The organism is Haloarchaeobius lipolyticus (assembly GCF_051208015.1).
Classification (GTDB): Archaea; Halobacteriota; Halobacteria; order Halobacteriales; family Natrialbaceae; genus Haloarchaeobius.
Window position 1 is genome coordinate 112154 of sequence record NZ_JBPKGF010000005.1, and the last position, 24207, is coordinate 136360.

21 protein-coding genes are annotated in these 24207 nt (G+C 64.5%); 11 read left to right on the forward strand and 10 right to left on the reverse strand.

The window, feature by feature from the left end; translation table 11 throughout:
* Positions 1 to 56: 56 nt before the first annotated feature.
* Both ACSC1Y_RS15755 and ACSC1Y_RS15760 read left to right on the forward strand, forming a co-directional pair.
* Entirely contained in the window at positions 57 to 1775 is a 1719-nt protein-coding gene (locus ACSC1Y_RS15755) for a glycoside hydrolase family 13 protein (protein ID WP_435335897.1), read from the forward strand.
* Between the two features lie 3 nt (positions 1776 to 1778).
* The gene (locus ACSC1Y_RS15760) at positions 1779 to 3500 is read left to right on the forward strand and encodes a glycoside hydrolase family 13 protein (RefSeq protein ID WP_435335898.1); all 1722 of its coding nucleotides are present in this window, start codon (positions 1779 to 1781) and stop codon (positions 3498 to 3500) included.
* A gap of 45 nt (positions 3501 to 3545) precedes the next feature.
* On the opposite strand, the gene ACSC1Y_RS15765 is transcribed toward ACSC1Y_RS15760, so the two are convergent.
* The 3 genes from ACSC1Y_RS15765 to ACSC1Y_RS15775 all read right to left on the reverse strand — a co-directional run bounded on the left by ACSC1Y_RS15765 (position 3546) and on the right by ACSC1Y_RS15775 (position 6504).
* Complete coding sequence (locus tag ACSC1Y_RS15765; protein WP_435335899.1) at positions 3546 to 3836, reverse strand: DUF3006 domain-containing protein; 291 nt, start codon at positions 3834 to 3836, stop codon at positions 3546 to 3548.
* Positions 3836 to 5272, reverse strand: coding sequence for a lamin tail domain-containing protein (locus tag ACSC1Y_RS15770; protein WP_435335900.1), 1437 nt, complete (start codon positions 5270 to 5272; stop codon positions 3836 to 3838). The genes ACSC1Y_RS15765 and ACSC1Y_RS15770 overlap by 1 nt, the downstream gene beginning before the upstream one ends.
* Before the next feature lie 245 nt (positions 5273 to 5517).
* Positions 5518 to 6504, reverse strand: coding sequence for a DMT family transporter (locus tag ACSC1Y_RS15775; protein WP_435335901.1), 987 nt, complete (start codon positions 6502 to 6504; stop codon positions 5518 to 5520).
* Between the two features lie 246 nt (positions 6505 to 6750).
* Here ACSC1Y_RS15775 and ACSC1Y_RS15780 point away from each other — a divergent pair, with 246 nt between their 5' ends.
* A complete protein-coding gene (locus ACSC1Y_RS15780) occupies positions 6751 to 7548 on the forward strand; it encodes a helix-turn-helix transcriptional regulator (RefSeq protein ID WP_435335902.1) in 798 nt (265 codons plus the stop codon).
* Positions 7549 to 7579: 31 nt separating this feature from the next.
* On the opposite strand, the gene ACSC1Y_RS15785 is transcribed toward ACSC1Y_RS15780, so the two are convergent.
* The 4 genes from ACSC1Y_RS15785 to ACSC1Y_RS15800 form a co-directional block, all read right to left on the reverse strand.
* Positions 7580 to 7933, reverse strand: coding sequence for a hypothetical protein (locus ACSC1Y_RS15785; protein ID WP_435335903.1), 354 nt, complete (start codon positions 7931 to 7933; stop codon positions 7580 to 7582).
* Between the two features lie 280 nt (positions 7934 to 8213).
* Positions 8214 to 9266, reverse strand: coding sequence for a pyridoxal-phosphate-dependent aminotransferase family protein (locus ACSC1Y_RS15790; protein ID WP_435335904.1), 1053 nt, complete (start codon positions 9264 to 9266; stop codon positions 8214 to 8216).
* A 60-nt stretch (positions 9267 to 9326) separates the two neighbouring features.
* Entirely contained in the window at positions 9327 to 9794 is a 468-nt protein-coding gene (locus ACSC1Y_RS15795) for a GNAT family N-acetyltransferase (protein ID WP_435335905.1), read from the reverse strand.
* A gap of 68 nt (positions 9795 to 9862) precedes the next feature.
* Positions 9863 to 10336: an Lrp/AsnC family transcriptional regulator gene (locus ACSC1Y_RS15800; protein ID WP_435335906.1), complete on the reverse strand. Its 474-nt coding sequence runs from the start codon at positions 10334 to 10336 to the stop codon at positions 9863 to 9865.
* Between the two features lie 168 nt (positions 10337 to 10504).
* Between ACSC1Y_RS15800 and ACSC1Y_RS15805 the strand changes: the two genes are divergently transcribed.
* From ACSC1Y_RS15805 to ACSC1Y_RS15820, 4 genes are all read left to right on the forward strand, one after another.
* Entirely contained in the window at positions 10505 to 11572 is a 1068-nt protein-coding gene (locus tag ACSC1Y_RS15805; protein ID WP_435335907.1) for a CNNM domain-containing protein, read from the forward strand.
* A 61-nt stretch (positions 11573 to 11633) separates the two neighbouring features.
* Entirely contained in the window at positions 11634 to 12611 is a 978-nt protein-coding gene (locus ACSC1Y_RS15810) for an AIR synthase family protein (protein ID WP_435335909.1), read from the forward strand.
* A 146-nt stretch (positions 12612 to 12757) separates the two neighbouring features.
* Positions 12758 to 12970, forward strand: a complete 213-nt coding sequence (locus ACSC1Y_RS15815; protein WP_435335910.1) for a DUF7557 family protein — start codon at positions 12758 to 12760, stop codon at positions 12968 to 12970.
* Positions 12967 to 13359 (forward strand): PIN domain-containing protein, encoded by a 393-nt coding sequence (locus tag ACSC1Y_RS15820; RefSeq protein ID WP_435335911.1) that lies wholly within the window; start codon positions 12967 to 12969, stop codon positions 13357 to 13359. The genes ACSC1Y_RS15815 and ACSC1Y_RS15820 overlap by 4 nt, the downstream gene beginning before the upstream one ends.
* Before the next feature lie 331 nt (positions 13360 to 13690).
* Here ACSC1Y_RS15820 and ACSC1Y_RS15825 read toward each other — a convergent pair whose 3' ends face one another.
* On the reverse strand, positions 13691 to 14926 hold the full coding sequence (locus tag ACSC1Y_RS15825) for an MFS transporter (RefSeq protein WP_435335912.1): 1236 nt from the start codon (positions 14924 to 14926) through the stop codon (positions 13691 to 13693).
* A gap of 229 nt (positions 14927 to 15155) precedes the next feature.
* Between ACSC1Y_RS15825 and ACSC1Y_RS15830 the strand changes: the two genes are divergently transcribed.
* The 4 genes from ACSC1Y_RS15830 to ACSC1Y_RS15845 all read left to right on the forward strand — a co-directional run bounded on the left by ACSC1Y_RS15830 (position 15156) and on the right by ACSC1Y_RS15845 (position 21736).
* A complete protein-coding gene (locus ACSC1Y_RS15830; RefSeq protein WP_435335913.1) occupies positions 15156 to 16223 on the forward strand; it encodes a TAXI family TRAP transporter solute-binding subunit in 1068 nt (355 codons plus the stop codon).
* A 37-nt stretch (positions 16224 to 16260) separates the two neighbouring features.
* Complete coding sequence (locus ACSC1Y_RS15835) at positions 16261 to 18651, forward strand: TRAP transporter permease (RefSeq protein WP_435335914.1); 2391 nt, start codon at positions 16261 to 16263, stop codon at positions 18649 to 18651.
* Positions 18652 to 18852: 201 nt separating this feature from the next.
* Entirely contained in the window at positions 18853 to 20421 is a 1569-nt protein-coding gene (locus ACSC1Y_RS15840; protein WP_435335915.1) for a long-chain-fatty-acid--CoA ligase, read from the forward strand.
* 175 nt (positions 20422 to 20596) lie between these two features.
* Entirely contained in the window at positions 20597 to 21736 is a 1140-nt protein-coding gene (locus tag ACSC1Y_RS15845; RefSeq protein WP_435335916.1) for an acyl-CoA dehydrogenase family protein, read from the forward strand.
* A 96-nt stretch (positions 21737 to 21832) separates the two neighbouring features.
* On the opposite strand, the gene ACSC1Y_RS15850 is transcribed toward ACSC1Y_RS15845, so the two are convergent.
* Together ACSC1Y_RS15850 and ACSC1Y_RS15855 are read right to left on the reverse strand one after the other, a co-directional pair.
* Entirely contained in the window at positions 21833 to 22978 is a 1146-nt protein-coding gene (locus ACSC1Y_RS15850; RefSeq protein WP_435335917.1) for a thiolase family protein, read from the reverse strand.
* Between the two features lie 2 nt (positions 22979 to 22980).
* Complete coding sequence (locus tag ACSC1Y_RS15855; RefSeq protein WP_435335918.1) at positions 22981 to 24144, reverse strand: acyl-CoA dehydrogenase family protein; 1164 nt, start codon at positions 24142 to 24144, stop codon at positions 22981 to 22983.
* Positions 24145 to 24207 lie beyond the last annotated feature (63 nt).

Genomic DNA, 24207 nt, shown 5'->3' on the forward strand with positions numbered 1-24207 from the left:
TCGAGACGGCGAACTACCGGTTCGAGCGTGACCGCGACCGACCCCCGGAGGGAACGATGAGCGACGCAGCGACTGGGTCGACCCTCGACCAGCAGTGGTGGAAGGAGGCGGTCGTCTACCAGATCTATCCGAAGAGCTTCGACGACAGCGACGGCGACGGCGTCGGCGACCTTCGCGGCATCGAGCGCCGGGTCGACTACCTCGACGACCTCGGCGTCGACGCGGTGTGGCTCTGCCCGGTCTACGAGTCGCCACAGGCCGACAACGGCTACGACATCAGCGACTACCGCTCGATAGACGACGCGTACGGCGACATGGACGACTGGCGACGCCTACTGGACGCGCTTCACGACCGCGACATCCGGCTCATCATGGACCTCGTCGTCAACCACACCTCCGACGAGCACGAGTGGTTCCAGCGCTCCCGACGACGCGACGGCGAGTTCGAAGACTACTACATCTGGCGAGACGGGAGTCCGGACCAGCCTCCCAACAACTGGGAGTCGGTGTTCGGCGGTGCCGCGTGGTCGTACGACGACGAACGCGAGCAGTGGTACCTCCACCTCTTCGACGAGCACCAACCCGACCTGAACTGGCGCAACCCGTCGGTCCGGTCGGCGGTCTACGATATGATGAACTGGTGGCTGTCGCAGGGCATCGACGGCTTCCGGATGGACGTCATCAACCTCATCTCGAAGACCGAGGGGCTCCCGGACGGGGACGCGGGGCCGGGACTGACCGGCGCGGAACACTTCTTCAACGGACCGAACGTCCACGAGTACCTCCAGGAGATGCACGACGAGGTGCTGACTGACGATGCCCTCCTGACCGTCGGCGAGACGCCAGGCATCGACGTGGCGGACGCCCAGCAGTACGTCGGCCAGGACGGCCTCTCGATGGTCTTCCAGTTCGAACACGTGACGTTCGACCACGACGAGACGAAGTGGGACGCCGGCGACTGGTCGCTCGTCGAGTTCAAGGACATCATCGCACGGTGGCAGGACGGCCTCGCTGACGACGGCTGGAACAGCCTCTACCTCAACAATCACGACCAGCCACGGGCGGTCTCGCGCTTCGGGGACGACGACGAGTACCGCGAAGCGAGCGCGGAACTGTTCGGAACGCTCACGCACACGCTCCAGGGGACCCCATTCGTCTACCAGGGCGAGGAGATCGGGATGACGAATCGCTCGTTCGCGTCTCCCGACGAGCTCCGGGACGTCGAGTCCCTCAACTACGTCGAGGCGGCCATCGAAGCCGGCGACGCGACCGGCTACGAGGACGTCCGGGAGACAATCGAGTACATCGGCCGGGACAACGCCCGGACGCCCATGCAGTGGACCGACGAACCGAATGCGGGGTTCACCGACGGAGAGCCGTGGATCGACTGCAACTCGAACTACCGGACGGTCAACGTCGAACAGGCACGCGGTGACGAGGAATCCGTCTGGCACTACTACAGCGACCTCATCGACCTCCGGCACGAACACGACGTCCTCGTGTATGGAGAGTTCGACCTCCTCCTTCCGGAAGACACCGAGATATTCGCCTACACGCGGACGCTCGGCGACGACCGCGCGCTCGTGGTTCTCAACGTCGACACCAAACCAGCCGACATCGAGCTCCCCGACGAGGTCGACCTCGACGGACTCGACCTGGCCCTCGCGAACGCAGACGCTCCCGACTCTCCCTCTCCGGTCCTCACCCTCAGACCGTACGAAGCCCGCGTCTACCTCGCGACCGAGCAGCGCTCACAGACGACCGACGACTACTGACCGATGACAGGATCCGAGTCACAGCCGGCGGCAGCACAGCTCTCGAACGACGACATCGACCGCGCATGGTGGAAGGAAGCGATCGTCTACCAGATCTATCCCCGCTCGTTCAACGACAGCGACGGCGACGGCGTCGGGGACATCCAGGGCATCATCGACCGGGTCGACTACCTCGACACCCTTGGCGTCGACGTGGTATGGCTCTGTCCCGTCTATGCGTCCCCGAACGCGGACAACGGCTACGACATCAGTGACTACCGCTCCATACAGGACGAGTTCGGGACGATGGCAGACTGGGAGGAGCTCCTCGCAGTACTACACGAGCGAGATATCCGACTCATCATGGACCTCGTTGTCAACCACACCTCCGACGAGCACGAGTGGTTCCAGTGCTCCCGGCGACGGGAGGACGGGTACGAGAAATACTATCACTGGGTCGAAGGGTCACCGGACGAGCCACCGAACAACTGGCAGTCCATCTTCGGCGGGTCGGCGTGGGCGTACGACGACGAACGGGAGGCCTGGTACCTCCACGTCTTCGACGAGAAACAGCCCGACCTGAACTGGGCCAACCCCGCCGTCCGAGCGGAGGTGAAGGAGCTGATGCGCTGGTGGTTGGAGAAGGGCATCGACGGCTTCCGGATGGACGCGATCAATCACATCGTGAAGACGGACGGCTATCCGGACGGCGACCCTGACGCAGAGCCCGTCGGCATCGACCACTTCAAACACGTGCCGCCGATTCGGGACTACTTCGGGGAACTCCACGACGACGTCCTCTCGGAGTACGACGTGATGATCGCCGGGGAGATGGGCGGAACGAGCATCGCCGACGTCGCGTCATATCTCGAGCGCGGCGACTCCCCGCTCGACATGGCGTTCCAGTTCACCCACCTGTCCATCTTCGAGGAACCCGACGAGTGGGGCGCCGATTCGACGGCCAGCTGGGACCTCGTCGACCTCAAGGAGATCGTGACACGGTGTCAGAACGAACTGACCGGCGAGTGGTGGGACGCGGTGTTCATGGGCAACCACGACGTTCCCAGGCTCGTCTCGCGGTTCGGTGACGACGACGCACACCGGACGAAGAGCGCGACGCTCATCGCGACCTTCCTGTTGACGCTCCGGGGAACGCCGTACATCTACCAGGGCGAGGAGATCGGGATGACGAACCAGACGTTCGACAGCCTCGACGAGATCGACGACCCACAGACGCTGGGGCACGTCGAGGCCCTCCGTGACGCAGGGCGAATCGAATCCACCGACGCAGCGCTAAACTACGCCAATACCACGAGTCGCGACCACGCCCGGACGCCCATGCAGTGGACCGACGAACCCAACGGTGGCTTCACCGACGGGTCGCCGTGGCTCGCGGTCAACGAGAACACCGCCGACATCAACGTCGAAAAGGCAGTCGCTGCCGACGACTCCGTCTGGAACCACTACCGGCAACTCATCGAGCTCCGACACGAGACGGACGTCCTCGTCTACGGTGACTACGACCTCCTGCTCCCCGACGACCCACAGTTCTACGCCTACACCCGAACGCTCGGCGACGAGGCGATACTGGTCGTCCTGAACTGGTCGGGCGAGCGCGCGACGTTCGACTGTCCGACCGTCGAGACCGCAGGTTCGACGCTCATCTGGCGCAACTACGACGATACCCCGGGTGACCCGAACGGAGCGAGCTTTCGCCCGTACGAAGCGGCCATCTATCGGGTCTGACGCCAGCACCGTACTATAGCGGTCGGCGAAACCTTCCGCTCCCCACTACTCCTCGTCTTCGGACCGCAGATCCGACAGCGACCGCGACATCTGGTCGAACCGGCTCTGTGCAGACGATGCCCGCTCTTCCGTCTCGACTGGCTCGTAGGTGAGGACGGTCTGGCCGTCGTCATCGACGCGAAGCGTGAAGATCGCATCCTGATGTCGGCCTTCCTCCGGGAGGAACAACCGGGGGATGACGAGCTCCTCGACGACCTCCTCACCGTCCTCGCAGAGCAGGACCGCCAGTTCCTCCTCGAAGCGGTCGAGCACCGCGGTGTACGTTTTCTCGGTCATCAGTATGCCTCCTCTAGGACCGTCTCGCCGTTATCTGTTTGCACGGTGACGGTGTCGCCGTCGTTGTTCCAGATGGCCGACCCGCTGTTCCAGTAGAGGTCAGTCGCGGTGTCCTCGCCGCTGCCGGTGTGTAACGTCACCGACGCACCGGCCGCAAGCGTGAAGCCAGCGGGAACGGTGTAGCTGTTCCCAGCGGCGTCGGTGACCGTCCAGCCGGACATATCGACGGGCCGGGAACCGTCGTTGACGAAGACGACGTACTCGTCGTTGAGGTTCTCCGATTCGACCCCGGCCGCGTCGGCGTTGACGTACTCGACGGTGATGCCGCCGTCGGTCGCCACCGGAGGCGCCGTGTAGGGCTGCGGTGTCTTCGTGGGGCCGTTCGCCTGTTCCGTCGTTCCCTCTATCGTGATCGTGTCCCTCAGTGTGAGCGGTCCATCGGTCCCGGGTTCGACCGGTGAGCCTTCGCGGAGCAAGGTCGCGTCGGTGGGGGCCTGCCGTTGGGTCGAGATGCTCAGCGTCCGTCCGTCGGTGGCGAGTTCGATGGCGCCGTGCGTCGCCGTCCAGTAGGTCGGAATCGACCGCTCGGCGAGGCGCTGCAGTACCTCGTCGTCCGGGTGGCCGTACTGGGAATCGTACGCGCTGGAGACGATGGCCACCCGCGGTGAGGCGGCGTCGAGAAGCGCTGCACTGTTGCTCGACCGACTCCCGTGGTGGCCGGTCATCAGGACGGTCACGTCGAGCTCGTCGCGCTGGTTCGCGAGCAGATACTCCTCGAGCGCCTCCTCGCCGTCGCCGGTGAACAGGAACGAGACCCCGCCGTACTGGACCCGGAGCGAGAGGCTGTTCTCGTTGCGAGCCTCGCTCGCGATGTACCCCTGGGGCGGGGCCAGGACCGACGCGTCCACGCCCTCGAACGGGATGCGGTCGCCAGCACCGGCGCGGTAGAGGGGGACGTCGTACACCTCGACGGCGTCGAGATACCGTGCGTACGTGCTCGACGAGGCGGCGATACCGGGGTCGTAGATGGCGCCGACTCCGCCGTACTGCGTCTCGAACGTCTCGATGACGGCAGCATGGCCGCCAATGTGGTCCGCATCGGCGTGGGAGGTGACGAGGTGGTCGATCCGGGTGATACCATTCGCTTCCAGGTAGGCGAGCACGTATCTCCCGCGGTTCCGCCAGTCGCCGGTGTCGATGAGCATCGTCTCGTTGCTTGGAGCGACGAGCAGGATGCTCGTCGACTGGCCGACGTTGATGAAGTGGACACGCAGTGTTCCGTTCCCAGCCGCAGGTGTCTGGGTCGTGACGATGTCTCCCCGTGGTGTATCGGCTCCGGATGTGGTGCCGTCCGAGTGTACGGAGTCGCCTGTACATCCGGCCAACACGACCAGAAAGACGACGAAAAACACCCCCCAGGACCGCATGTGTCGCATAGGTTATTTCACGCTTTTCGGGCGGAAATCCTCTCCGCTCACCCCAGTCTGACAAGCACTAGTCGCCACCGAAGTGGACCGATGTAGAGAGAGCGGGGATACCTCGCTCGACGTCGGTTCCCCGGACTACGAACACGGAAACTACTCTTTCTCTCAGTGAGGGTGCAGGGCGTCCTGTAGAGCCGCAATCTCGAAAGTCGCACCCAGAGACATGCCCCTTCTCCCATAGGAGCGAAAACGATACTCTAATCCGACTCGTAGCCCGGCGCGTCGCCGGTCACGCCCAGCGTCGCCCGGGAGTTCTCGTCGGGCGGGCTGCCGAACGAAGGGAGGACGCCGGCCGCGTCGATGGACTCGCTCCCGATGAGGGCGAAGCCTGCGAAGATGATGCCGAAGCCCAGCATGGCGCTCGGTGCGATCGACTCGGAGAGCAGTGCCCAGCCGCCGAGCGTGGCGACGACGGGCGTGACGTAGAAGACGAGGTTCGTTCGAACCGCGCCCACCTCGTCGATGAGCCCGAAGTAGATGATGTAGGCGAGGGCACCGGCGAACACGCCGAGGTAGACGAGCGTGAGCAGTGCGGCGGGCGTGAGCCTGACCGCGGCGACCTGCTCGCCCGTCGCCCAGCTGAGGCCGTGCATGAGGACGGCTGCGAGCGGCAGTCCCCACGCGGTCCGGACCGTACTGGAGAGGGTTCCCTCACGCCAGCGGATGAGGACGGTCCCGAGGGCGCCGATGGCCGCGCCGACGAACAGGACGACCTTGCCGTAGCCGACGCTGGTCAGGCTCGCCGGGTCGACGCCGACGACGAGTGCGACGCCAGCGAGGCCGAGCAGGAGGCCGGCGGTCAGCCGGCGGGATACGCGCTCGTCGGCGAGCAACAGCGCGGCGAACACCGGCGTCAGGATGGGGTTGAGGCTCGCGATGATGGCCCCCACCGCCGAGGTCGTGTACGCCTGGCCGATGAACAGCAGTGCGTTGGCTGCACCGATCGCCAGGCCACCGGTGGCGACGATACCTATGGCGTCGCCAACCGTTCGGGGTACGAGCTCGCCCAAGTCACGGGTCGCGACGACGTAGCCGACGAGGACGACTGCCGCGATGTCGAATCGGAGCGCGACGAACAGGAGCGGGGGGAAGTAGGCCAGCCCTGCCTTCACCGCGACGAAGGTCCCACCGAACAGCACTGCGACGGCGAGGAAGGAGAGGGCGGTCCGTCGGTCACCAGACATCAGCGACTGCCCTCCGCGGCGCGATGCCGACCGGTCCGACCGGAGAACTGACGCATCCTCAACACAACTGCATATCTTGAAGAGAGAGACGTATGCATCGTATCTACACCTACTGGACACAGCCACTTAGCGTCGTTTCTAAATCCTTACACGTCGTGCAAGGCCATCGGAGCGCACGCCAGTTTCACAGCGTGCAATCGTTTCGCAGTGCGAAAGCGGTTTGAGTGCGGTCCACCGTGTAGCGGTATGGAGACTGCACTCGAGGAGATCGAGTTCCTGGCGCTCTCGGCCAACCGTGTCACCGTGCTGGAGTGCCTCGCCGAGGGACCGCAGTCCCGGTCGGACCTCGCCGACGCGACGGGTGCCTCGCAGGCGACGCTCGGGCGCATCCTGGAGGACCTCGAGGCCCGGTCGTGGATCGAGCGAGACGGAGGCACGTACGTCGCGACGCCGACGGGCCAGCTCGTCTCCGACGGCTTCACCAACCTGCTGACCGTCATCGAGACCGAGCAGGCACTCCGCGAGCTTGTCCCGTACCTGCCCGGAGACGCGATTTCGTTCGACCTCGCCCATCTCGCCGACGCGACGATCGTCCAGCCGAGTCAGACGAGGCCAAGCGCCCCGCTCCAGCGCACACTCGACCTCACGACGTCGGCCAGCGAGATTCGGAGCTTCTCGCACGCCTTCAACAACCAGAGTCTCGCGACCGTCCAACAGCAGGTCTCGGACGGGCGGCTGACGTTCTCCGGTGTCTTCGCCAGGTCCGCCATCGACGCACTGACTGCAGAATCCGAGCTCTGCAGTCTACTGGGTGAACTGGTTGACGACCCCGCGGCCGAGATACGGGTGTACGATGGCGAGGTCCCGCTCGCGGTGACCATCGCAGACGACATCGTCCACCTCCTGTTGCGGGACGATCGCGGTATTCTCCAGGGTTCGATAGATACCGATGTCGATGCAGTTCGAGAGTGGGCGGCAGAGCGTTTCGACAGCTACTGGGCTGCGTCGGAACCGCTCGACCGAGCTGCCCTCTCGACGAAGTGACAGAGTAGTATCCTCGCCGGGTGAAAAGCCGTCAACACCGAATCGGGCGGCCATCGTCATCGTCGTCGTCGACGGTCCTGAAGATGACCTCGTCCAGTTCCAGCAGAACTTCCGTGATGTCGTTGTCCAGATTTAGCCGGAACACGGGGCCAGCGGCAGACCTGCCTGCGGGAACCTGCTCGACGATGCCGAGCGCCATGAGCCCGATGACGTGGTCCTCGACCGTATCTGCGTCGACGTCGATCGGCTCGCTGATGTCACGCGCACTGAAGGTGTCTATCGGATGTTCGAGGAACGTACAGAGTATCTCGACCCGGTCCTGAGAGGAGAGAAGACGGAGGACGGGTGACACCTGCTCTCGTTCCTGTGCGAGCGATTGAACCATATCTCTCGGGTCTCGTGCGTCCTCAACCAGTCCTTACCTTCACGTGTACACCATTTATAAGATAGGCGATAATTGTGACGATGTCGGTACTGTTCGATGCGTTCACGGTGCGGCCGTGAATGTCGCCACTCAGTTGACGTGTGGACAGGTATCTGAGGTGGCTGTGACGTCATGTCGTCAGTCGTTTGCCCGGATGGCAACAGCGGTAGTGCCGAGCTCGTCTTTCAGGAACAGTCGGCTGGTCTCTGCAGGATACCGTGTTGAGAAGCAGTACCCCAGATTACTCTTCCAGCACCGTCGCCAGCGCGTCCATCACGTGGTCGACCTTCTCCACCTTCGCGTTGTACCCCATGTGGCCGACGCGGAGGATGTCGTCGGCGAGGTCGCCGAGTCCGGTCGAGAGGACGACGTCGTGCTCAGCCTCCAGCTCCTTCTGGACGGCGCCCGCTTCTCCGGGGAGGTGGAACGCCGTCACCGTCGGGGCGCTCCGCTCGGCGTCGGGATAGAGGTCGAGGCCCAGTTCGTCACCCCGCTCGCGGCAGTGCGCGGCGACCGTTTCGTGACGCTCGTAGACCGACTCGACGCCTTCCTCGTGCAGCATCGAGAGCGATTCGTCGAGGGCTGCGACGTTGGCGACGAGGTGCGTGTACGGGAACATCTCGCTCGTGTCCCGCCACGGCAGTAGGTTCGTGTAGAGCGAGTTGGGGTCTCGTTCCTCCGCGACCTCCCAGGCGCGGTCGCTGACGGCGACGGTCGTCAGTCCCGGGGGTGAGCTGAACGCCTTCTGGGATGCGCCGAGGTTGACGTCGATGTGCTCGCTGGGGACGGGCGTTCCACCGAGCGAAGAGACGGCGTCGACCACGGTCAAGACGTCGTGTTCGTGGCACAGTTCGAGCACGGGTTCGATGTCGTTGAGCGCGCCGGTCGGCGTCTCGCAGTGGACCATCGTCGCCAGCGTGAAGTCACCGTCTTCGAGCGCTTCCTCGACCCCGGCGAGGTCGAGCGGGTCGGAGTAGTCTGCGCCTACCAGCGTCGGCTCGCCACCGTAGTTCTCGACGAAGTCGGCGAAACCATCGCCGTAGAGCCCGTTCGAGACACAGAGCACCTCGTCGCCGGGTGCGACCGTTGAGGCGATGGCTGCCTCGAGTCCGAGGATGCCCTCGCCGCCCATGACGACGACGTCGTCGTCTGTGTCGTAGACGGTCTGGAGCTTCGCACAGACGTCGTCGTAGGTGTCGAAGAACGCCTGCTCGACGTCGGGGTTCGGCATCGGGTCGCTCATTCGCTCGCGGACCCGCGGCGGGACCGCCGTGGGGCCAGGTGTCAGCTGCATACGCTGGCGTTACTGGGGATGGGGCTTAGCCGTAGGGGGTCTCGTTGCGTTCGGCCACCGTCACTCGAGCGGTTGGCCGTAGTCGACCTGCTTCGGACGGAACCCTGCGTCCCGGTAGAACCGGCGTGCGTCCTCGTTCTCCCATTCGCAGGCGACCTTCACGTGGTCGCACCCCCTGTCGCGAGCCAGTTCTCGCACCTGTTCGATCGCTTGGCTACCGTGGCCCACCGACCGGCGACCTTCGTCGATGAAGAGGTTCACGATGCGAAGATAGTGCGAGTAGGTCCGGGAAGGGTGGTGGCCCTCGCGGAGTGTGAGGAAACCGACTGTCTCGTCTTCGTGAACGATGAGGTAGTCAGTGATTTCCTCGTCATCCAGATGGGCCCGGAACCCCTCTTGCGAGACCTCGTCGACGTTCTGGTATACCAGTTCGTTTAGCTCGTCGTAGTGCTCCGTCGACCTGGCGAGTGCGTACCAGCGCGTGATGAGGGCGTCGAGGTCAGCAGCGGTGGCTTCGACCAGTTCCATACGACAGCCGCGAACCGCCAGCTCTTCAGGCTTCGCCCAGGGTGTTAGGGACTGACAGGGAACTCGTCTCAGTCGTCGTCCGTTCCCTCGAAGCCGGAGAATGAACTCCGGTGCGTGTTCCGGATCAGGTCCTCGTCGGAGACCTTGAGTCCGAGCTCGTCCAGTTCCTCACCGATGCGCGTCAGGTCGTCGCCGTCGGTCCCGATAGCTCGAACGAGCACGTTGCCCTCTCCGGTCATCACCTCCTGCACCTCGACGACGCCGTCGACAGTGGCCGCCGCTTTCGCGAGTTCCTCCCGTGTCGGAATCGGGGCCGTGCAGACGATCAGCGTGAACAGCTGGTACCCGGCTCTCTCGTAGTCCACATCGGCGTGGTAGCCGCGTATCACGCCGTCGGCTTCGAGCTGCTGAATCCGATTGCGGACGGTGCTTGGGGAGACATCGAACGCGCCGGCGATGTCGCTCGAGGACGTCTGCCGAGCTTCCGTCTGGAGGTGAGAGAGGATGCGTCGGTCCAGGTCGTCTAGCTCTCGAATCACCATCTACGGTACATCCAGTAGGTTCCAAGGTAAAAGTGTGGCCACAAGAGATTGGCAGGAAAGACATCGAACCCTGCCTGAATTCCTGCTTTGACAAACTAATACTTAAGCTATGGGACAGTCCGTCACTTTAACACGGCTGGCGGACGAACCGACGGGCACATCCAACCGATGAACACTGTCGAGATCACGCTTCGCCTGTTCGCAGGGACGTTGCTCATACTCGCGAACGGTTTCTTCGTCGCAATCGAGTTCGCATTGACACGCGCTCGCCAGTTCACGGAAGACGAGTTCGTCGACGGTGACGCGAGGCTGGAGCGGGCGTGGGAGATGACCGACGATCTCGAACTGTACCTGACGACGTGCCAGGTCGGTATCACCGCATCCAGTATCGCCGTCGGTATCGTCGCCGAACCGGCGCTCGCCGCTATCTTCGAGCCACTGTTCGGCGGCACGCCGCTCGCGAGAATCGGCGCTGGTGCGCTCATCGCCTACTTCATCATCAACCTCATCCACCTGACGCACGGTGAGCAGACGCCGACGTACCTCGGCGTCGAGCGCTCACGGCTGGTCTGTCGGTACGGTGCCGCACCGCTTCACTGGTTCTACGTACTCATCTCGCCGCTCATCAAGCTCGGCGACTGGGTCGCGAAGGGGACCCTCCGACTGTTCGGCATCGAGATGTCGGGTGCGTGGCTCGAAGCCGAAGAGGACGTCATCGAGTCCCGCAGTCAGCTTCGCAACCGCATGAGCTCGCTCCTCGAACGCGGGGAGATCGAAGGCGAGCGTCACGACGAGGTGTTGAACGCGCTGGCGGCCGGAACCATACTGGTGCGGGATATCATGGTCGACGAGTCGGACGTCGTGTACCTCTCGACGGACGTCACCGTCGAGGAGAACCTCACGCGCCTCTCCGAGACACCACACACCCGGTATCCGCTCGTCGGTGCGACCCCCGAGGACGTGAAGGGGACCGTCTACGTGCCCCAGGTCGTGGACAAGATCGACGAGCTGCGAGCGGGAGACGTGACGTTCGAGGAGATCGCTGCGCCGCCGATGACGATGTCGGCGGACACCACCGTCAGCGACGCCATCGACCGGTTCCAGGCGGAAAGCCAGGAGCTGGCCCTGATTCTTTCCGACGGCGAGGTCGTGGGCCTGCTCACGGCGACCGACGCCTTCGAAGCGATCATCGGCGACCTGGAAGACCCGCTGGACGCAACGAACTCCGACGGTTGACGCTCTCAGGAGGCAGTGCTGGACGGGAAGGCTCAAAACCGTCCCCCACACAGAAGCGGGCATGAGCAAACTCTCGCCCGCGGACCTCGACCGCTACATCTTCTCCCGTACGGGCGCACCCAACGACGACCTGCTCGTCGGCCCCGGCTACGGCGAGGACGCTGCGGCCATCGCGACCGACGACGGGACCATGGTCGTCAGCACCGACCCAATCTCGCTGGCCGCCGAGCGCATCGGCACGCTCGGCGTCGCCATCGCGAGCAACGACGTCGCCGCCTGCGGTGGGCGGCCGGAGTGGCTCGTAAGTACCATCATGCTCCCGGAGCCGGACGTCGAACTGCTCGACGAGGTAACCGCCCAGCTCGACGCGGAGAGCAAGCGACTCGGCATCACCATCGTCGGCGGCCACACGGAGACGGTCGCCGGCCTCGAACGGCCGCTCCTCTCCATCACCTGTATGGGCCCGACCGACCGGTACGTTCCGACCTCGAGTGCAGCCCCCGGCGATGTCGTCCTGCTCACGAAGGGCGCCGGCATCGAGGGGACGGCCGTCCTCGCGACGGACTTCCGCGACGCACTCGATGAGGCCGGCGTCGACGCCAGCACGGTCGACCGGGCGGTCGGCTTCTTCGACGACATCAGCGTCATGCCCGAGGCAGCCGTCCTCTCTCCCGTCGCGACAGCGATGCACGACCCGACCGAGGGGGGCGTGCTCAACGGGCTCGTCGAACTCGCCTGTGCCTCCGACGTCCGAATCGAGGTAGACGCCGACGACGTGCCGGTCCGAGACGAGACGCGGGCGCTCTGTGACGCGATGGGCGTCGACCCACTCCTAATCCTCGGATCCGGGGCCCTGCTCGCGACGGTCCCTGGTGACGACGTCGACGACGCACTCGCGGCGCTCGACGCGGAAGGGATCGACGCGACCGCGCTCGCGACTGTCGAAGAGACGACCTCTGTGGCGGAGCCTGGCGTCGTCTACGACGGCCAGCAGTACGCGGGCGGGGTTCGCGACGAGATGTACGACCTCTGGGGATAGCGGTCTCATACCAGAGGTGAGTCGGCTCGTCCTCGTACACGCAATCGAATTTTCCCTTCCGTGACGAGTGCATCGCTAGTTTTCACCAGCGATATCCAGGAGTCGCCACCACAATGGACTTGTATACAGGGCCGTATACATCTCGTATGAGCAAAAGCATCCGGGTCGACGACGACACTCACGAAGCGCTGGCGGCGCTGAAGGGTGACGACGAGACCTTCGATGAACTACTGTCTCGGCTCCTCAGAGAGCGACGAGACAGCGTTCGGCAAGGGGCAGGTCTCTGGGCAGGGACGGATGCTGCCGAAAAGGCTCGTAAAGCGCGTAAGGACATGAAGAAGGACGTCGGTGTCAGATGACCCTGTACGACAGTAGCGTCCTCATCGACTACCTTGACGGCAACGACGACGCTGTGGACTACGTAGAGAAGCACGCCGACGAGAGAGCGGTTGCACCCCCGTTAGTGATGTTTGAGGTCTACCAGGGCGAAGTGTTCAGAGCAGGGGATGCTGATTTCGACGCTGTCGATAACGCCCTGGAGTGGCTGACCGTCGTCGACGAGACAGCCGAGCTTGCCCGTGCTGCTGCTGAACTGCAGAACGATCTCCACAGCCGCAGAGAAGCCCTCGCTGCACGGGATACGTTCATCGCTGGAACTGCAAAAGGACTCAATGAACGCCTCGCCGTAGCTGACTCTGATTTCGACGTGGAGGGGATTACCGAGGTCCTCGATGTCGACTTCGTCTAACTTCTGTTGTACATTCCTACGTCACTTTCTGGCACACCTTCGGCATCAATCTCGGAGACCAATCTTCGAGGAACATCTCTAGATGGACGTCTGCCACGACAGCCCGTGGACGGTTTCGAGCCGTCTCGCCACCAACACGGTTACTCTCCAACCACACATAAACTATAGGCGGATTTATATTGACAATAACTTAATCACACATTGTTCAGTATCACTGACTTTTCGCGGCTGTCTATGGACGTCTGGGAAATATGCAAAAGATTCATAGAATTTTTATCGGAATAATCTGAACATCTTCCCATGGGCTAGAAATAAAACTATACTATGTTTATTATCGGGTTGAAGCAGAACGATGGATTCCCGAGAGAACGAGACACCCCACACCGAGCGAGCCGCCGACGACGCCGGCGACGACGACGGCGGCCTGTATCGCGGCGGTGTTGCCAAGTGACACGCTCAGCAGGGTCACCGTCGTTCCGAGGAAGACGGGCGTCAGCGTCGACCCGACGCGGGCGAGCGCCGAGCCGAGGCTCACGAGGCCACCTCGGAGCGTCCCGGACATGGACGTGATGACGCTCCGGTACAGAGAGAGCGTCGTGCCGAAGCCGAGACCGACCAGGGCGCTCCCGAGCACGACGACCGGGACGGACGGGGCGACACCGATGACCACGAGGCCGACGTTCATCCCGACGGTGGCCGCCAGCAACGGCTGGAACCGCGTGTCGAAGAACGCGGTGATTCGCCCGCTCTGGGTCGCCGAAAGCATGTGTGCGAGGCTGGCCGTTGCGACCATTAGTCCCGCCTGTCCGGGTGAGCCATCGAGGACACGGACGATGACGAGCGAGTTGTACGTCAGGAAGGCCGTATATACCGCGTTCGGGACGGCGCGGGCGACGAGTAACGACGTCGTCTTGACGTCGAGGTACGAGACGAGGTCGTGGAATCCCTGGTCGTTTGCGGATGCGGCGGACTCGTCGCGCTCGCTCGGTTCGTCGAGTGAGAGCGCGAGGACGAGCGCGATGGGGATGGAGATTCCGTAGAGGAGGAACGGGAGCTGCCACGCGACGGCGACGAGGACGCCGGCCAGGAGGGGAAACACCATCATCGTGAGCCCCGATGTGGCGAAGCGAATCCCTTGCGCCGTCGCCTCCGCACTGCCGCGGAAGAGGTCCCCGGTGCTGGTCACCAGTATCGGCGTCAGCCCGGCGAAGCCGATGCCCTGGACGAACCGGAGCGCGAGCGCGGCGTGGAAGTTCGTCGTCGCCGCGACCGCCGACCCGGCGATGCCGAACACGAGTAGTCCGGCCACGAGGACCGGCTTCCGACCGTACCGGTCGGCGAGCGTTCCGAAGACGGGTATCGAAACGATGCTCGGCGCGGAGAACGCCGTGATGAGCAGCCCTATCTGGGCGCTCGAGACGGCGAAGGGGCCGGTCAGGGCGCTCAACAGCGGCGAGATGAGGGCGACGCCCAGCGGCGGCGTGACGTTCGTCAGGAGCAGTAACTGGAAGTCCCTGTCGCGGAGGACGCTGGCGTCCCTGCCGAAGAGGTCGGTGAGTGAAACCACCGTTGGTAACAACTCCACGCCACGGGTACATAAGAGGCAGTCATCGTGGACGGAAGTCGACGAGAATGCGCGGCGGGTAGGGCGATGGACCGCAGTCGAGTCGTCGATTCCGGTCCGCCTCTAACCGGTCGAGAGACACGTATCCGATAGATTATTGTACATGAAGCAATCCTCTCCGGACCTTCCGACAGGGAAGCCTATTTATGACGTGAACGAATTGGTCGTTGGTATGCGTGGTCATAACAGAACCGCAGGTGTGGCGAGACGATCGTTTCTCAAGCGTTCGGTCGGGGTGGCCGGGGCAGCTGGGCTGACGGGACTCGCTGGATGTTTCGGGAATGAAGACGGGGGAAGCGGCAGTTCGAACCAGCCGGGAACGGACGGCGAGATGATCATGAAGACGGCCTCGGAGACGACGGCCGCCTACTCGATGAGTCAGGTCATCTCCTCGGCCGTCAGCCAGAACTCCGATATCTCGGTCGACGCCCGCCCGAGCCAGGGGACGAACCGGAACGTCTCCGAGGTCGTCAGCGGGAAGACGGAGATCGCCTACATCCAGAACTGGACGGCGAACAAGATCCGGCAGGGCGAGAAGCCGTTCAAGGACCTCGAGAAGCAGCCGTACCAGGTCTTCCACCTGTACGACCTGGCGTGGTTCCTCGCGACGGCGAACGAGGGCTGGGAGAGCGTCGCCGACATCGAGTCCGGCGCGAAGGTCTCGCCGACGCCGAGCGGGTCCGGGACCGCGGAGATGCTCGAACACTCGCTGAGCTTCGTCTCGGACGACTACGAGCGGACCAGCGTCAGTTACGGTGACCAGGCGAGTGCGATGAGCGAGGGACGACTCGACGTCGGCGCGGCGACGTACGTCAACCTCTCCATCGAGCCGGGTTGGCTCCAGCAGATGAAGAGCACGGTCGACCTCCGCGTCCTCGACTGGCCCGACAACGTCGTCGAGGAGCTCGAGAACGACCCCGCCATCGTCGTGTCCGACATCGACATGAGCCAGTTCGAGAACTACGCCTACGCGCCGGACACGCTGAGCACGCCGACGCTCGCGTACAACTTCATCGTCCGTGAGGACCACGACTACGACACGCTCTACTCGTTCATGGAGACGCTGTGGGCACAGCGCGAGAAGCTCCAGGAGCAGACCGGCCTCCTCGCGCCGCTCGCGGAGGGTGACTTCTGGGTGAAGAACGCCTACGACGGCGTCCCGTTCCACCCCGCTGCCGCCGACTTCTACGAGGAGAAGGGCCTCTGGTCCGACGACTTCGAGCGCGGCGAGGAGCAGTAAGGCACCGGCACAGTAGTACACCACCTTTCACCTAGCTATGACACGAACTACCGACGACCCGGCGACTTCGCCACGGGGCCTTCAGGAGTCTCTCCTCTCGCGCTCGACGCCGGAGAAGACCCTGTTGGCGATAGTGGTGTTCCTGGCGGTCAGCCTGACGGCCTACACCATCTACTACGCCTGGGCACGACCGTTCACGCAGATCATCCACGGGATGATCTTCCTGCACTTCGGACTCACACTGTACTACCTGCACCTCGCCTTCGGGCTGCTGACGGAGGGGTCGTCGGAGGTCGACGGACCGATACTGGGACGCTTCGACGATTCGGTCCAGCGACGATACGCCCAGTTCGATACGGTCCTGTGCATCGCGACGGCCGTCGCGTCGGTCTTCACGGGCTACTACTTCGTGACGGAGTACAGCCGCCTGACGGGTGACGCGATCCTGCTCGGCTACTCGAACACCGACCTCACGCTCGGACTGCTCGTCGTCGTGATGGTCCTCGACGCCACGCGGCGAGCCTACGGCTGGTCCATCGCGCTCGTGGGTCTCCTGTCCATCGGCTACGCGCTGTACGGCTCGATATTCCCCGGCTTCCTCAACCACACGGGGCTGGGACTGCGAGACGTGACGCTCTACGGCGCGACCCAGGTCCAGCGTTCCGGCGTCTACGGGTTCATCACCCAGGCCGGCGCGAAGTACGTGGCCATCTTCATCATGTTCGCCGGACTGGCGAGAGCGTACGGCATCCTCGACGTCATCCTCGACCTGAGCCAACGACTCGGCCGACGGCTCCGCAGCGGAATCGTCCACGTCGCGGTCGTCTCGTCGATGGCGATGGGCTCCATCACCGGGAGTGCGGCGGCCAACGCCGCGACGACCGGCAGCTTCACCATCCCGATGATGAAGCGCCAGGGCGTCCGCGAGGACTTCACGGCCGCCATCGAGGCGGTCGCCTCGAGCGGTGGGCAGATCATGCCCCCGGTCATGGGCGTCGCGGCGTTCCTGATGGCAGACTTCATCGGCGTCCCATACGTCCGCATCATCCAGGCCGGACTGCTCCCGGCGCTGCTGTTCTACTTCAGCGTGACCGTCGCGGTGCAGTTCGCGGTGCTCCGTTACGGCTGGACCAGCGACAAGGGCGACGACACGGGTGGGATGTTCGAGATACTCTTCAGCAAGAGCGCGCTCGTCATCGTCGGCTACTTCGCGCTCGCCATCGGGACGTTCTACCTGGTTCGCCAGGTCCTCGCGCTTTCCCTGTTCATCGCGGGTATCGCCACGCTGGTGGCATTGCTCCTGGGCAGGTTCGTCCACGGCGTCGCCACCGGCTCGGACGAGAGCGGACTGACCGAACTGCGTATCGCGGTCGCCAGGTTCTGCCAGGCACGGTACTTCCTCATCCCGATGGCGGTCCTCGTCTATGCGCTGGCCGTCATGCAGCTGTCTGCACTGGCGACGGGGCTGTACACGGTGCTCACCCTCATCGTCGTCATGTACGTCCGCGACGTCACGCTCTTGCTGACGACCGGTTCGTCCGACGACAGCTGGGTGACGGGGGCAGATGCGTCCGAGTCCGGTTCTGCGGCTCCTTCGCCCGGCAGCGCCGGGTCAGCCGTCTCGGCCGTCCCGCGACAGCTGTTCGCGACGACGGTCAAGACCCTTCGCGGATTCAAGAAGGGGGCGCTCGACATGGCGCCGCTCGTCGGCGTGCTGGCTGCGATGGGCGTCATCATCAAGATGCTCACCCAGACCGGCCTCTCCGGGAAGATCAGCCTCCGGATGGTCGCGCTGGCCGGCGGCATCCTCGTCGTCGCGCTGTTCCTCGCGATGTTCACGAGCATCCTCTTCGGGCTCGGGATGCCGACGCCGGCGGCCTACGTCCTCGTCGCGGCGCTTCTGACCGCGCCGCTCCAGGAACTCGGGGTCGCGGAGATCACGGCACACCTGTTCGTGTTCTACTTCGCGATGCTGTCCGCGATTACGCCCCCGGTGGCGGTCGGGGTCGCCGTCGCTTCACGCATCGCCGATAGCGGCTTCCTCGTCTCGGCCAAGCAGGCGCTCCGCATCGGTGCCGCCGGGTTCCTCATCCCGTTCGCGCTGGTCGCGAACGACAGCCTCGTCACCTGGACGGTGACCGGAACGCCGATAGCGACGTTCTGCGTGTTCGTCGGCGTCATCGCACTGACCGCCGTCACAATCGGATTCGACGGCCGACACGTGCTCGGGGCCTCCCACCGTGTCGCCTACCTCGCGCTGGCGCTGGGGGCGATGTACGCCCCGGCGCTCTCCGGTTCACTCGGGAACGGTCTCGCGACCGCGCTCCAGCTCGCCACGGCGATACTCGCCTTCCTCGGGCTGGCCCTCGCCCACCTCGACCGTCTCCCGAGTTCGGTGACTCCCAGAGTCGAAGCGGGCGAACGCTGACTCTCCCGTTCCGCGCCTCTTCTCTCTGACCGGTACACGAACTCGAACCGCGCCTGAGTCGGCTTCTGGACGGCAGCCGCCCGTCGATCGTCCGAACTCTTACTCGATGGAGAGTGGCGACAGCAGTCTTCTGTCTGCCTGTAGACCTATGCGAACAATCGGGAGGTTTTTCTTCCGAGGTCGAGAGACCTAGGTAGGACCATGACGAATCTTGTCACTATACTCGCGGAGACGGTCGAGTCTACGCCCGACTCGGTAGCGATCTCCTACGAGGGCGAGGAGATGGAGTACGACACCTTCTGGAAGCGAACCGGCCAGTTCGCAGCCGCACTCTCGGAGCGCGGAATCGGCGAGGACGACCGCATCGCCATCTACCTCCCGAACCTGCCGCAGTTCGTGACCGCCTTCTACGGCGCGCTCCGCAACGGGAGCATCGTCGTCCCGATGAACCCGCAGTACAAGGCACGGGAGATCAGCCATCTCCTCGCCGACAGTGGAGCGAAGGCTGTCGTGACGCTCTCGGCGAACGCCGAGGCTGTCCGCGAGGTACAGACCGACACCGACGTGGAGACGCTCATCACCGTCGGGGACGCGGTCGAGAGCGGAGTCGGCTTCGAATCGTTCCTGGCCGACGACACGCGGGAGGTAGTCGCCCGCGACGACGACGATATCGCCGTCCAGCCCTACACGTCGGGGACCACCGGCACCCCGAAGGGCGTCCTGCTCAGTCACCACAACCTCGCGTCGAACACGCGCTCGAACATGACCCTGCTCGACCCGCCCATCAACGCCGACGACCGGCTCATCGGGACGCTTCCGCTGTTCCACATCTACGGGATGTCCGCCGTGATGAACGCGGCCGTGTTCACGGGGGCGACGTACTACCCCGTCGCTGCGTGGGACCCGCAGGAGGTCTTCGACCTGATAGAGACCGAGGGCATCACCGTGATGTACGGCGTTCCGGCGATGTTCAACGACATGATCAACCAGCCGAACGCGGACGAGGTCGACCTCTCGTCGCTCCGGTTCGTCAACTCCGGCGGCTCCAGCCTCCCGCGCGAGGTCATCGAACGGTTCGAATCGCTGTTCGGCACGGAGCTGTTCGAGGGCTACGGCCTGACCGAGACGAGCCCGGTCACCCACGCGAACCGCCCGGGCGCGCGCCGCAAAGGGAGCATCGGGCAGCCCATCGAGAACGTCGACGCAAAGATCGTCGACCAGCAGTTCGAGGAGATGCCGCGCGTGAAAGAGGGACCGGTCGACGAGGACGACGTCGACCTCGACGACATCGTTGGCGAACTGGTCGTCTCCGGACCGAACGTGATGGCCGGCTACTACGGCCTCCCCGAAGCCAACGAGAGCGCGTTCACCGACGAGGACGGCAAGCGGTGGTTCCACACGGAGGACCTCGGCTACTGGGACGAAGACGACTTCTTCTACGTCGTCGACCGTGAGAAACACATGATCATCACCGGGGGGTACAACGTCTACCCCCGTGAGGTCGAGGAGTTCCTCTACGAGCACGAGGCGGTCGCGGACGCAGCCGTCGTCGGCATCGACGACGAACGCCGTGGCGAGACGGTCAAGGCGCTCATCGTCCCGGCTCCGGGCTACGAGCCGGGTGTCGACGTGACGGAAGACGAGATCCGCGAGCACGTCCTCGCGAACCTCGCCGAGTACAAACATCCGCGCATCGTCGAGTTCTGCGAGGAGCTGCCGCGGACGACGACCGGCAAGGTCCAGAAGTACGCGCTTCGAAAGTCGGACTGAACGCAGCCAACCCGCCGGGCCGTTCTCGGCGTCGGTGGGACGCGATTCGCGGCCCTCGACGGTGACAGTCACCGTGTACGCACCTGTGTAGTGACGACCATCGGCACGCGATCCGTACCTACCACAAAACCGGCACATCCGAATCTACTTTATCACGGGAGCCGAGGCATGTTGCATGGCGTTCCAGTTATCGGACGAGCACCGCGCTATCCAGCAGGCCGTCCGTGAATTCGGCGAGAACGAGATCGCTCCCGTCGCGCAAGAGCACGACGAGGAGGGAACATACCCCGAGGCAATCCGTAAGGAGGCAGCGAAGTACGATTTCGTCGCCCCGCACATCCCCATCGAGTACGGTGGTGCCGGGATGAACCTCATGGAGGCCGTGCTCGTGACCGAGCAGCTCTGGCGTGCAGACCCCGGTATCGGGAGTGCCGTCGGCAGCGCAGGCTTCGGGACGAACATGGTCATCAAGTACGGCGACGAGTGGATGAAAGAGGAGTGGTTGCCGAAGATCGCCGCCGGAGACGCCGTCTCCTACTCCGCTATCTCCGAGCCGGCACACGGCTCGAACGTCGCCGGCATCGAGACTCACGCAGAGCGTGACGCCGACGGCTACGTGCTCAACGGGAACAAGATGTGGATCACGAACGGGACCGTCGCAGACGTGGGCCTCGTGATGGCGAAGACCTCGCCCGACGAGGGCCACCGTGGCATCACCGCGTTCCTCGTGCCGACCGACCTCGACGGCTTCTCCACCGAGAAGATAGACAACAAGCTCGGTATTCGCGCGTCCGACCTCGCGGAGGTCAGCCTCGACGACGTGCGCGTCTCCGAGGAGCACGTCATCGGCGAGGTGGACAAGGGATTCTACCAGCTGATGGACTTCTTCGCTCACGGTCGCACTCGCGTCGCCTCCCAGGCCGTCGGGGCCGCGCAGGCAGCACTCGACGCCGCGCTCGACTACGCGGGCGAGCGCGAGCAGTTCGACCAGCCCATCGGCGAGTTCCAGGCCATCCAGCACAAGCTCGCGGAGATGGCCACCAACATCGAGGCAGCACGGTCCCTGACCTACCGCGCCGCCTCACAGGTCGAGAACGGCGACGACGACCTCGCCGCCAAGTTCGCCAGCATGGCGAAGCTCTTCGCGTCCGAGCACGCCGTCGACGTCGCGGACGAGGCTATCCAGGTACACGGTGGCGCTGGGTTCGTCTCGGACCACCCCGTCGAGCGGTACTACCGCGACGCGCGCATCACGAAGATCTACGAGGGGACCAGCGAGATACAGAAGAACATCATCGCGGACCGCCTGCTGTAGGGCGGCTCGAACTGCGGAATCCGTGGGCGTTTTTCCAGAGGTCTCGGCCGGGAGTGGCCTCGCTGGCGTCTCGATTCGTGAAAGGGTAAAGCGTCCTCAGGAGACGCTGAACTCGACCGCGATGCCCTGCCCGTAGCCGATGCACATCGTCGCGAGCCCGCGGCCCCCGTCGCGCCGGTGGAGCTCGTGGATGAGCGTCACGGGGAGGCGCGCGCCAGACGCACCGAGCGGGTGGCCGATGGCGATGGCGCCGCCGTTGACGTTGAAGACGTCGTCGTCGATGCCGAGTTCGCGCTGGCAGTACAGCGTCTGGCTGGCGAACGCCTCGTTCAGCTCGACGAGGTCGTAGTCGTCGATGGTCCGACCGGTTCGCTCCAGCACGCCACGGACGGCCGGAACCGGCCCGATGCCCATCACCTCGGGGTCGACACCGGCGACGTCGTGCGCGCCGACCTCGGCCATGACGTCGAGGTCGTGCTCCTCTGCGAACGCGCGTGAGGTCAGGATGACCCCTGCCGCGCCGTCGGATATCTGGGACGCGTTGCCCGGGGTGACCGTCCCGTCGTCCTTGAACACGGTCGGCAGGTCTGCGAGTACCTCGGCGGTCGTCCCCGGCCGGAGCCCTTCATCCTCGGTGACCACGCCCGAGTCGGTCTCGACGGGGACGATCTCCTCCTCGAACCGGCCCGCCTCGGTCGCCGCGACCGCCCGCTGCTGGGAGTGCGCGGCGTACTCGTCCTGTGCCTCTCGACTCACGTCGAAGCGCTCGGCGACGGCTTCGGCGGTCATGCCCATCTGAAGCGCGTCGACGTCGTACCGCTCCTGGATACCGGGATATGAGCCGATACCCTGGTCGCGCTGGATACGGCTCATGTTCTCGACGCCGCCGGCGATGATACAGTCGCGCTGGCCGGCACGGATGGAGTCCGCGGCGGACGCGATGGCCTGTGCCGACGAGCCACAGAGACGGTCGATGGTCGTTCCAGGAACCCCTTCGCCGAGCTCCGAGAGGAGCGCGACGACGCGGGCCAGGTTGTTCCCCTGTCCCTTGACCTGCTTCGCACAGCCCCACTGGAGGTCGTCGACGTCCTCGCCCGTCAGGCCCGTCTCGGACAGGAGTTCGTTCACGACCGTCACCGAGAGCTCCTCGCTGCGGACGTCCGCGTACACGCCGTCACGCTTTCCCTGTGGGGTCCTTCGCGCGGAGACGACGACGGGGTCCGTGGCTGCGTCACCCGTCATGCTCACTCGAACGCCGGGATGCCGGTCAGGTCGTGACCCAGGATGAGCGAGTGGATGTCGTGGGTGCCCTCGTACGTGTAGACCGTCTCGAGGTTCGTGAGGTGGCGCATCGGCGAGTAGTCGGCGGTGATGCCGTTGCCGCCGAGCATCTCGCGCGCGATGCGGGACTGGTTGCGGGCCATGCGGACGTTGTTGCGCTTGGCCATCGACACCTGTTCGGGGCGGAGGTCACCGCGCTCTTTGAGGTCGGCGAGGCGGTGAGCGAGCAGCTGCGCGTTCGTGATCTGGGTCGCCATCTCCGCGAGCTTCTCCTGCTGTATCTGGAAGCCGCCGATGGGCTTGCCGAACTGGTCGCGGTCGGTCGCGTAGTCGCGGGCGACCTCGAAGCAGTCCATCGCCGCGCCGACTGCGCCCCAGGCGATACCGTAGCGAGCCTGCGTGAGACACGACAGCGGACCCTTCATGCCCGAGACACCGGGCAGGACGTTCTCCTCGGGGACGTGGACGTCGTTGAGGCCGATTTCGCCCGTGATGGACGCGCGAAGGGAGAGCTTCTCGTCGATCTTGTTGGTCGAGACGCCGTCGCGGTCCGTCTCGACGAGGAAACCACGAACCTGCTCGTCGTCGTCGGACTTGTCCTTCGCCCAGACGATGGCGACGTCGCTGATTGGGGAGTTCGTGATCCACGTCTTCGAACCGTTGATGACGTAGCCGTCGCCGTCGCGCTCGGCGCGCGTCTCCATCGCCGACGGGTTCGACCCGTGCTCGGGCTCGGTGAGGCCGAAACAGCCGACTGCATCGCCGCTGCCCAGCTTCGGCAGCCACTCGTCCTTCTGCTCTTCGCTCCCGAAGGCGTGGATGGGATACATGACGAGCGACCCCTGCACCGACGCCATCGAGCGCAGGCCGGAGTCTCCGGCCTCCAGCTCCTGCATGAGCAGTCCGTAGGACGTCTCGCTCAGGTCGGGGAGACCGTAGCCGTCGAGGTTCGGCGCGTAGAAGCCGAGTTCGCCCATCTCGGTGATGAGGTCCTCGGGGAAGGTGCCCTCGATCCAGTGCTGGCCGACGTCGGGCTTGACCTTCTCTTCGACGAACTCGCGAGCGGTGTCGCGGACCATTCGTTCTTCCTGACTCAGTTCACTCTCTAGAGCAACGTAGTCTAGCATGGGACATACAACTGAACGCTCCCCATTAATTGTTCGGTCTGCCGGGCGAGCTATCGTCTCTCC

What these genes read in the sequence shown, in the direction of transcription:
- ACSC1Y_RS15755 (WP_435335897.1), top strand. Translation starts at nt 57, where the DNA reads ATGAGCGACGCAGCGACTGGGTCGACCCTCGACCAGCAGTGGTGGAAG.
- ACSC1Y_RS15760 (WP_435335898.1), top strand. Translation starts at nt 1,779, where the DNA reads ATGACAGGATCCGAGTCACAGCCGGCGGCAGCACAGCTCTCGAACGAC.
- ACSC1Y_RS15765 (WP_435335899.1), bottom strand. Translation starts at nt 3,836, where the DNA reads ATGACCGAGAAAACGTACACCGCGGTGCTCGACCGCTTCGAGGAGGAA.
- ACSC1Y_RS15770 (WP_435335900.1), bottom strand. Translation starts at nt 5,272, where the DNA reads ATGCGACACATGCGGTCCTGGGGGGTGTTTTTCGTCGTCTTTCTGGTC.
- ACSC1Y_RS15775 (WP_435335901.1), bottom strand. Translation starts at nt 6,504, where the DNA reads ATGTCTGGTGACCGACGGACCGCCCTCTCCTTCCTCGCCGTCGCAGTG.
- ACSC1Y_RS15780 (WP_435335902.1), top strand. Translation starts at nt 6,751, where the DNA reads ATGGAGACTGCACTCGAGGAGATCGAGTTCCTGGCGCTCTCGGCCAAC.
- ACSC1Y_RS15785 (WP_435335903.1), bottom strand. Translation starts at nt 7,933, where the DNA reads ATGGTTCAATCGCTCGCACAGGAACGAGAGCAGGTGTCACCCGTCCTC.
- ACSC1Y_RS15790 (WP_435335904.1), bottom strand. Translation starts at nt 9,266, where the DNA reads ATGCAGCTGACACCTGGCCCCACGGCGGTCCCGCCGCGGGTCCGCGAG.
- ACSC1Y_RS15795 (WP_435335905.1), bottom strand. Translation starts at nt 9,794, where the DNA reads ATGGAACTGGTCGAAGCCACCGCTGCTGACCTCGACGCCCTCATCACG.
- ACSC1Y_RS15800 (WP_435335906.1), bottom strand. Translation starts at nt 10,336, where the DNA reads ATGGTGATTCGAGAGCTAGACGACCTGGACCGACGCATCCTCTCTCAC.
- ACSC1Y_RS15805 (WP_435335907.1), top strand. Translation starts at nt 10,505, where the DNA reads ATGAACACTGTCGAGATCACGCTTCGCCTGTTCGCAGGGACGTTGCTC.
- ACSC1Y_RS15810 (WP_435335909.1), top strand. Translation starts at nt 11,634, where the DNA reads ATGAGCAAACTCTCGCCCGCGGACCTCGACCGCTACATCTTCTCCCGT.
- ACSC1Y_RS15815 (WP_435335910.1), top strand. Translation starts at nt 12,758, where the DNA reads ATGAGCAAAAGCATCCGGGTCGACGACGACACTCACGAAGCGCTGGCG.
- ACSC1Y_RS15820 (WP_435335911.1), top strand. Translation starts at nt 12,967, where the DNA reads ATGACCCTGTACGACAGTAGCGTCCTCATCGACTACCTTGACGGCAAC.
- ACSC1Y_RS15830 (WP_435335913.1), top strand. Translation starts at nt 15,156, where the DNA reads ATGCGTGGTCATAACAGAACCGCAGGTGTGGCGAGACGATCGTTTCTC.
- ACSC1Y_RS15835 (WP_435335914.1), top strand. Translation starts at nt 16,261, where the DNA reads ATGACACGAACTACCGACGACCCGGCGACTTCGCCACGGGGCCTTCAG.
- ACSC1Y_RS15840 (WP_435335915.1), top strand. Translation starts at nt 18,853, where the DNA reads ATGACGAATCTTGTCACTATACTCGCGGAGACGGTCGAGTCTACGCCC.
- ACSC1Y_RS15845 (WP_435335916.1), top strand. Translation starts at nt 20,597, where the DNA reads ATGGCGTTCCAGTTATCGGACGAGCACCGCGCTATCCAGCAGGCCGTC.
- ACSC1Y_RS15850 (WP_435335917.1), bottom strand. Translation starts at nt 22,978, where the DNA reads ATGACGGGTGACGCAGCCACGGACCCCGTCGTCGTCTCCGCGCGAAGG.
- ACSC1Y_RS15855 (WP_435335918.1), bottom strand. Translation starts at nt 24,144, where the DNA reads ATGCTAGACTACGTTGCTCTAGAGAGTGAACTGAGTCAGGAAGAACGA.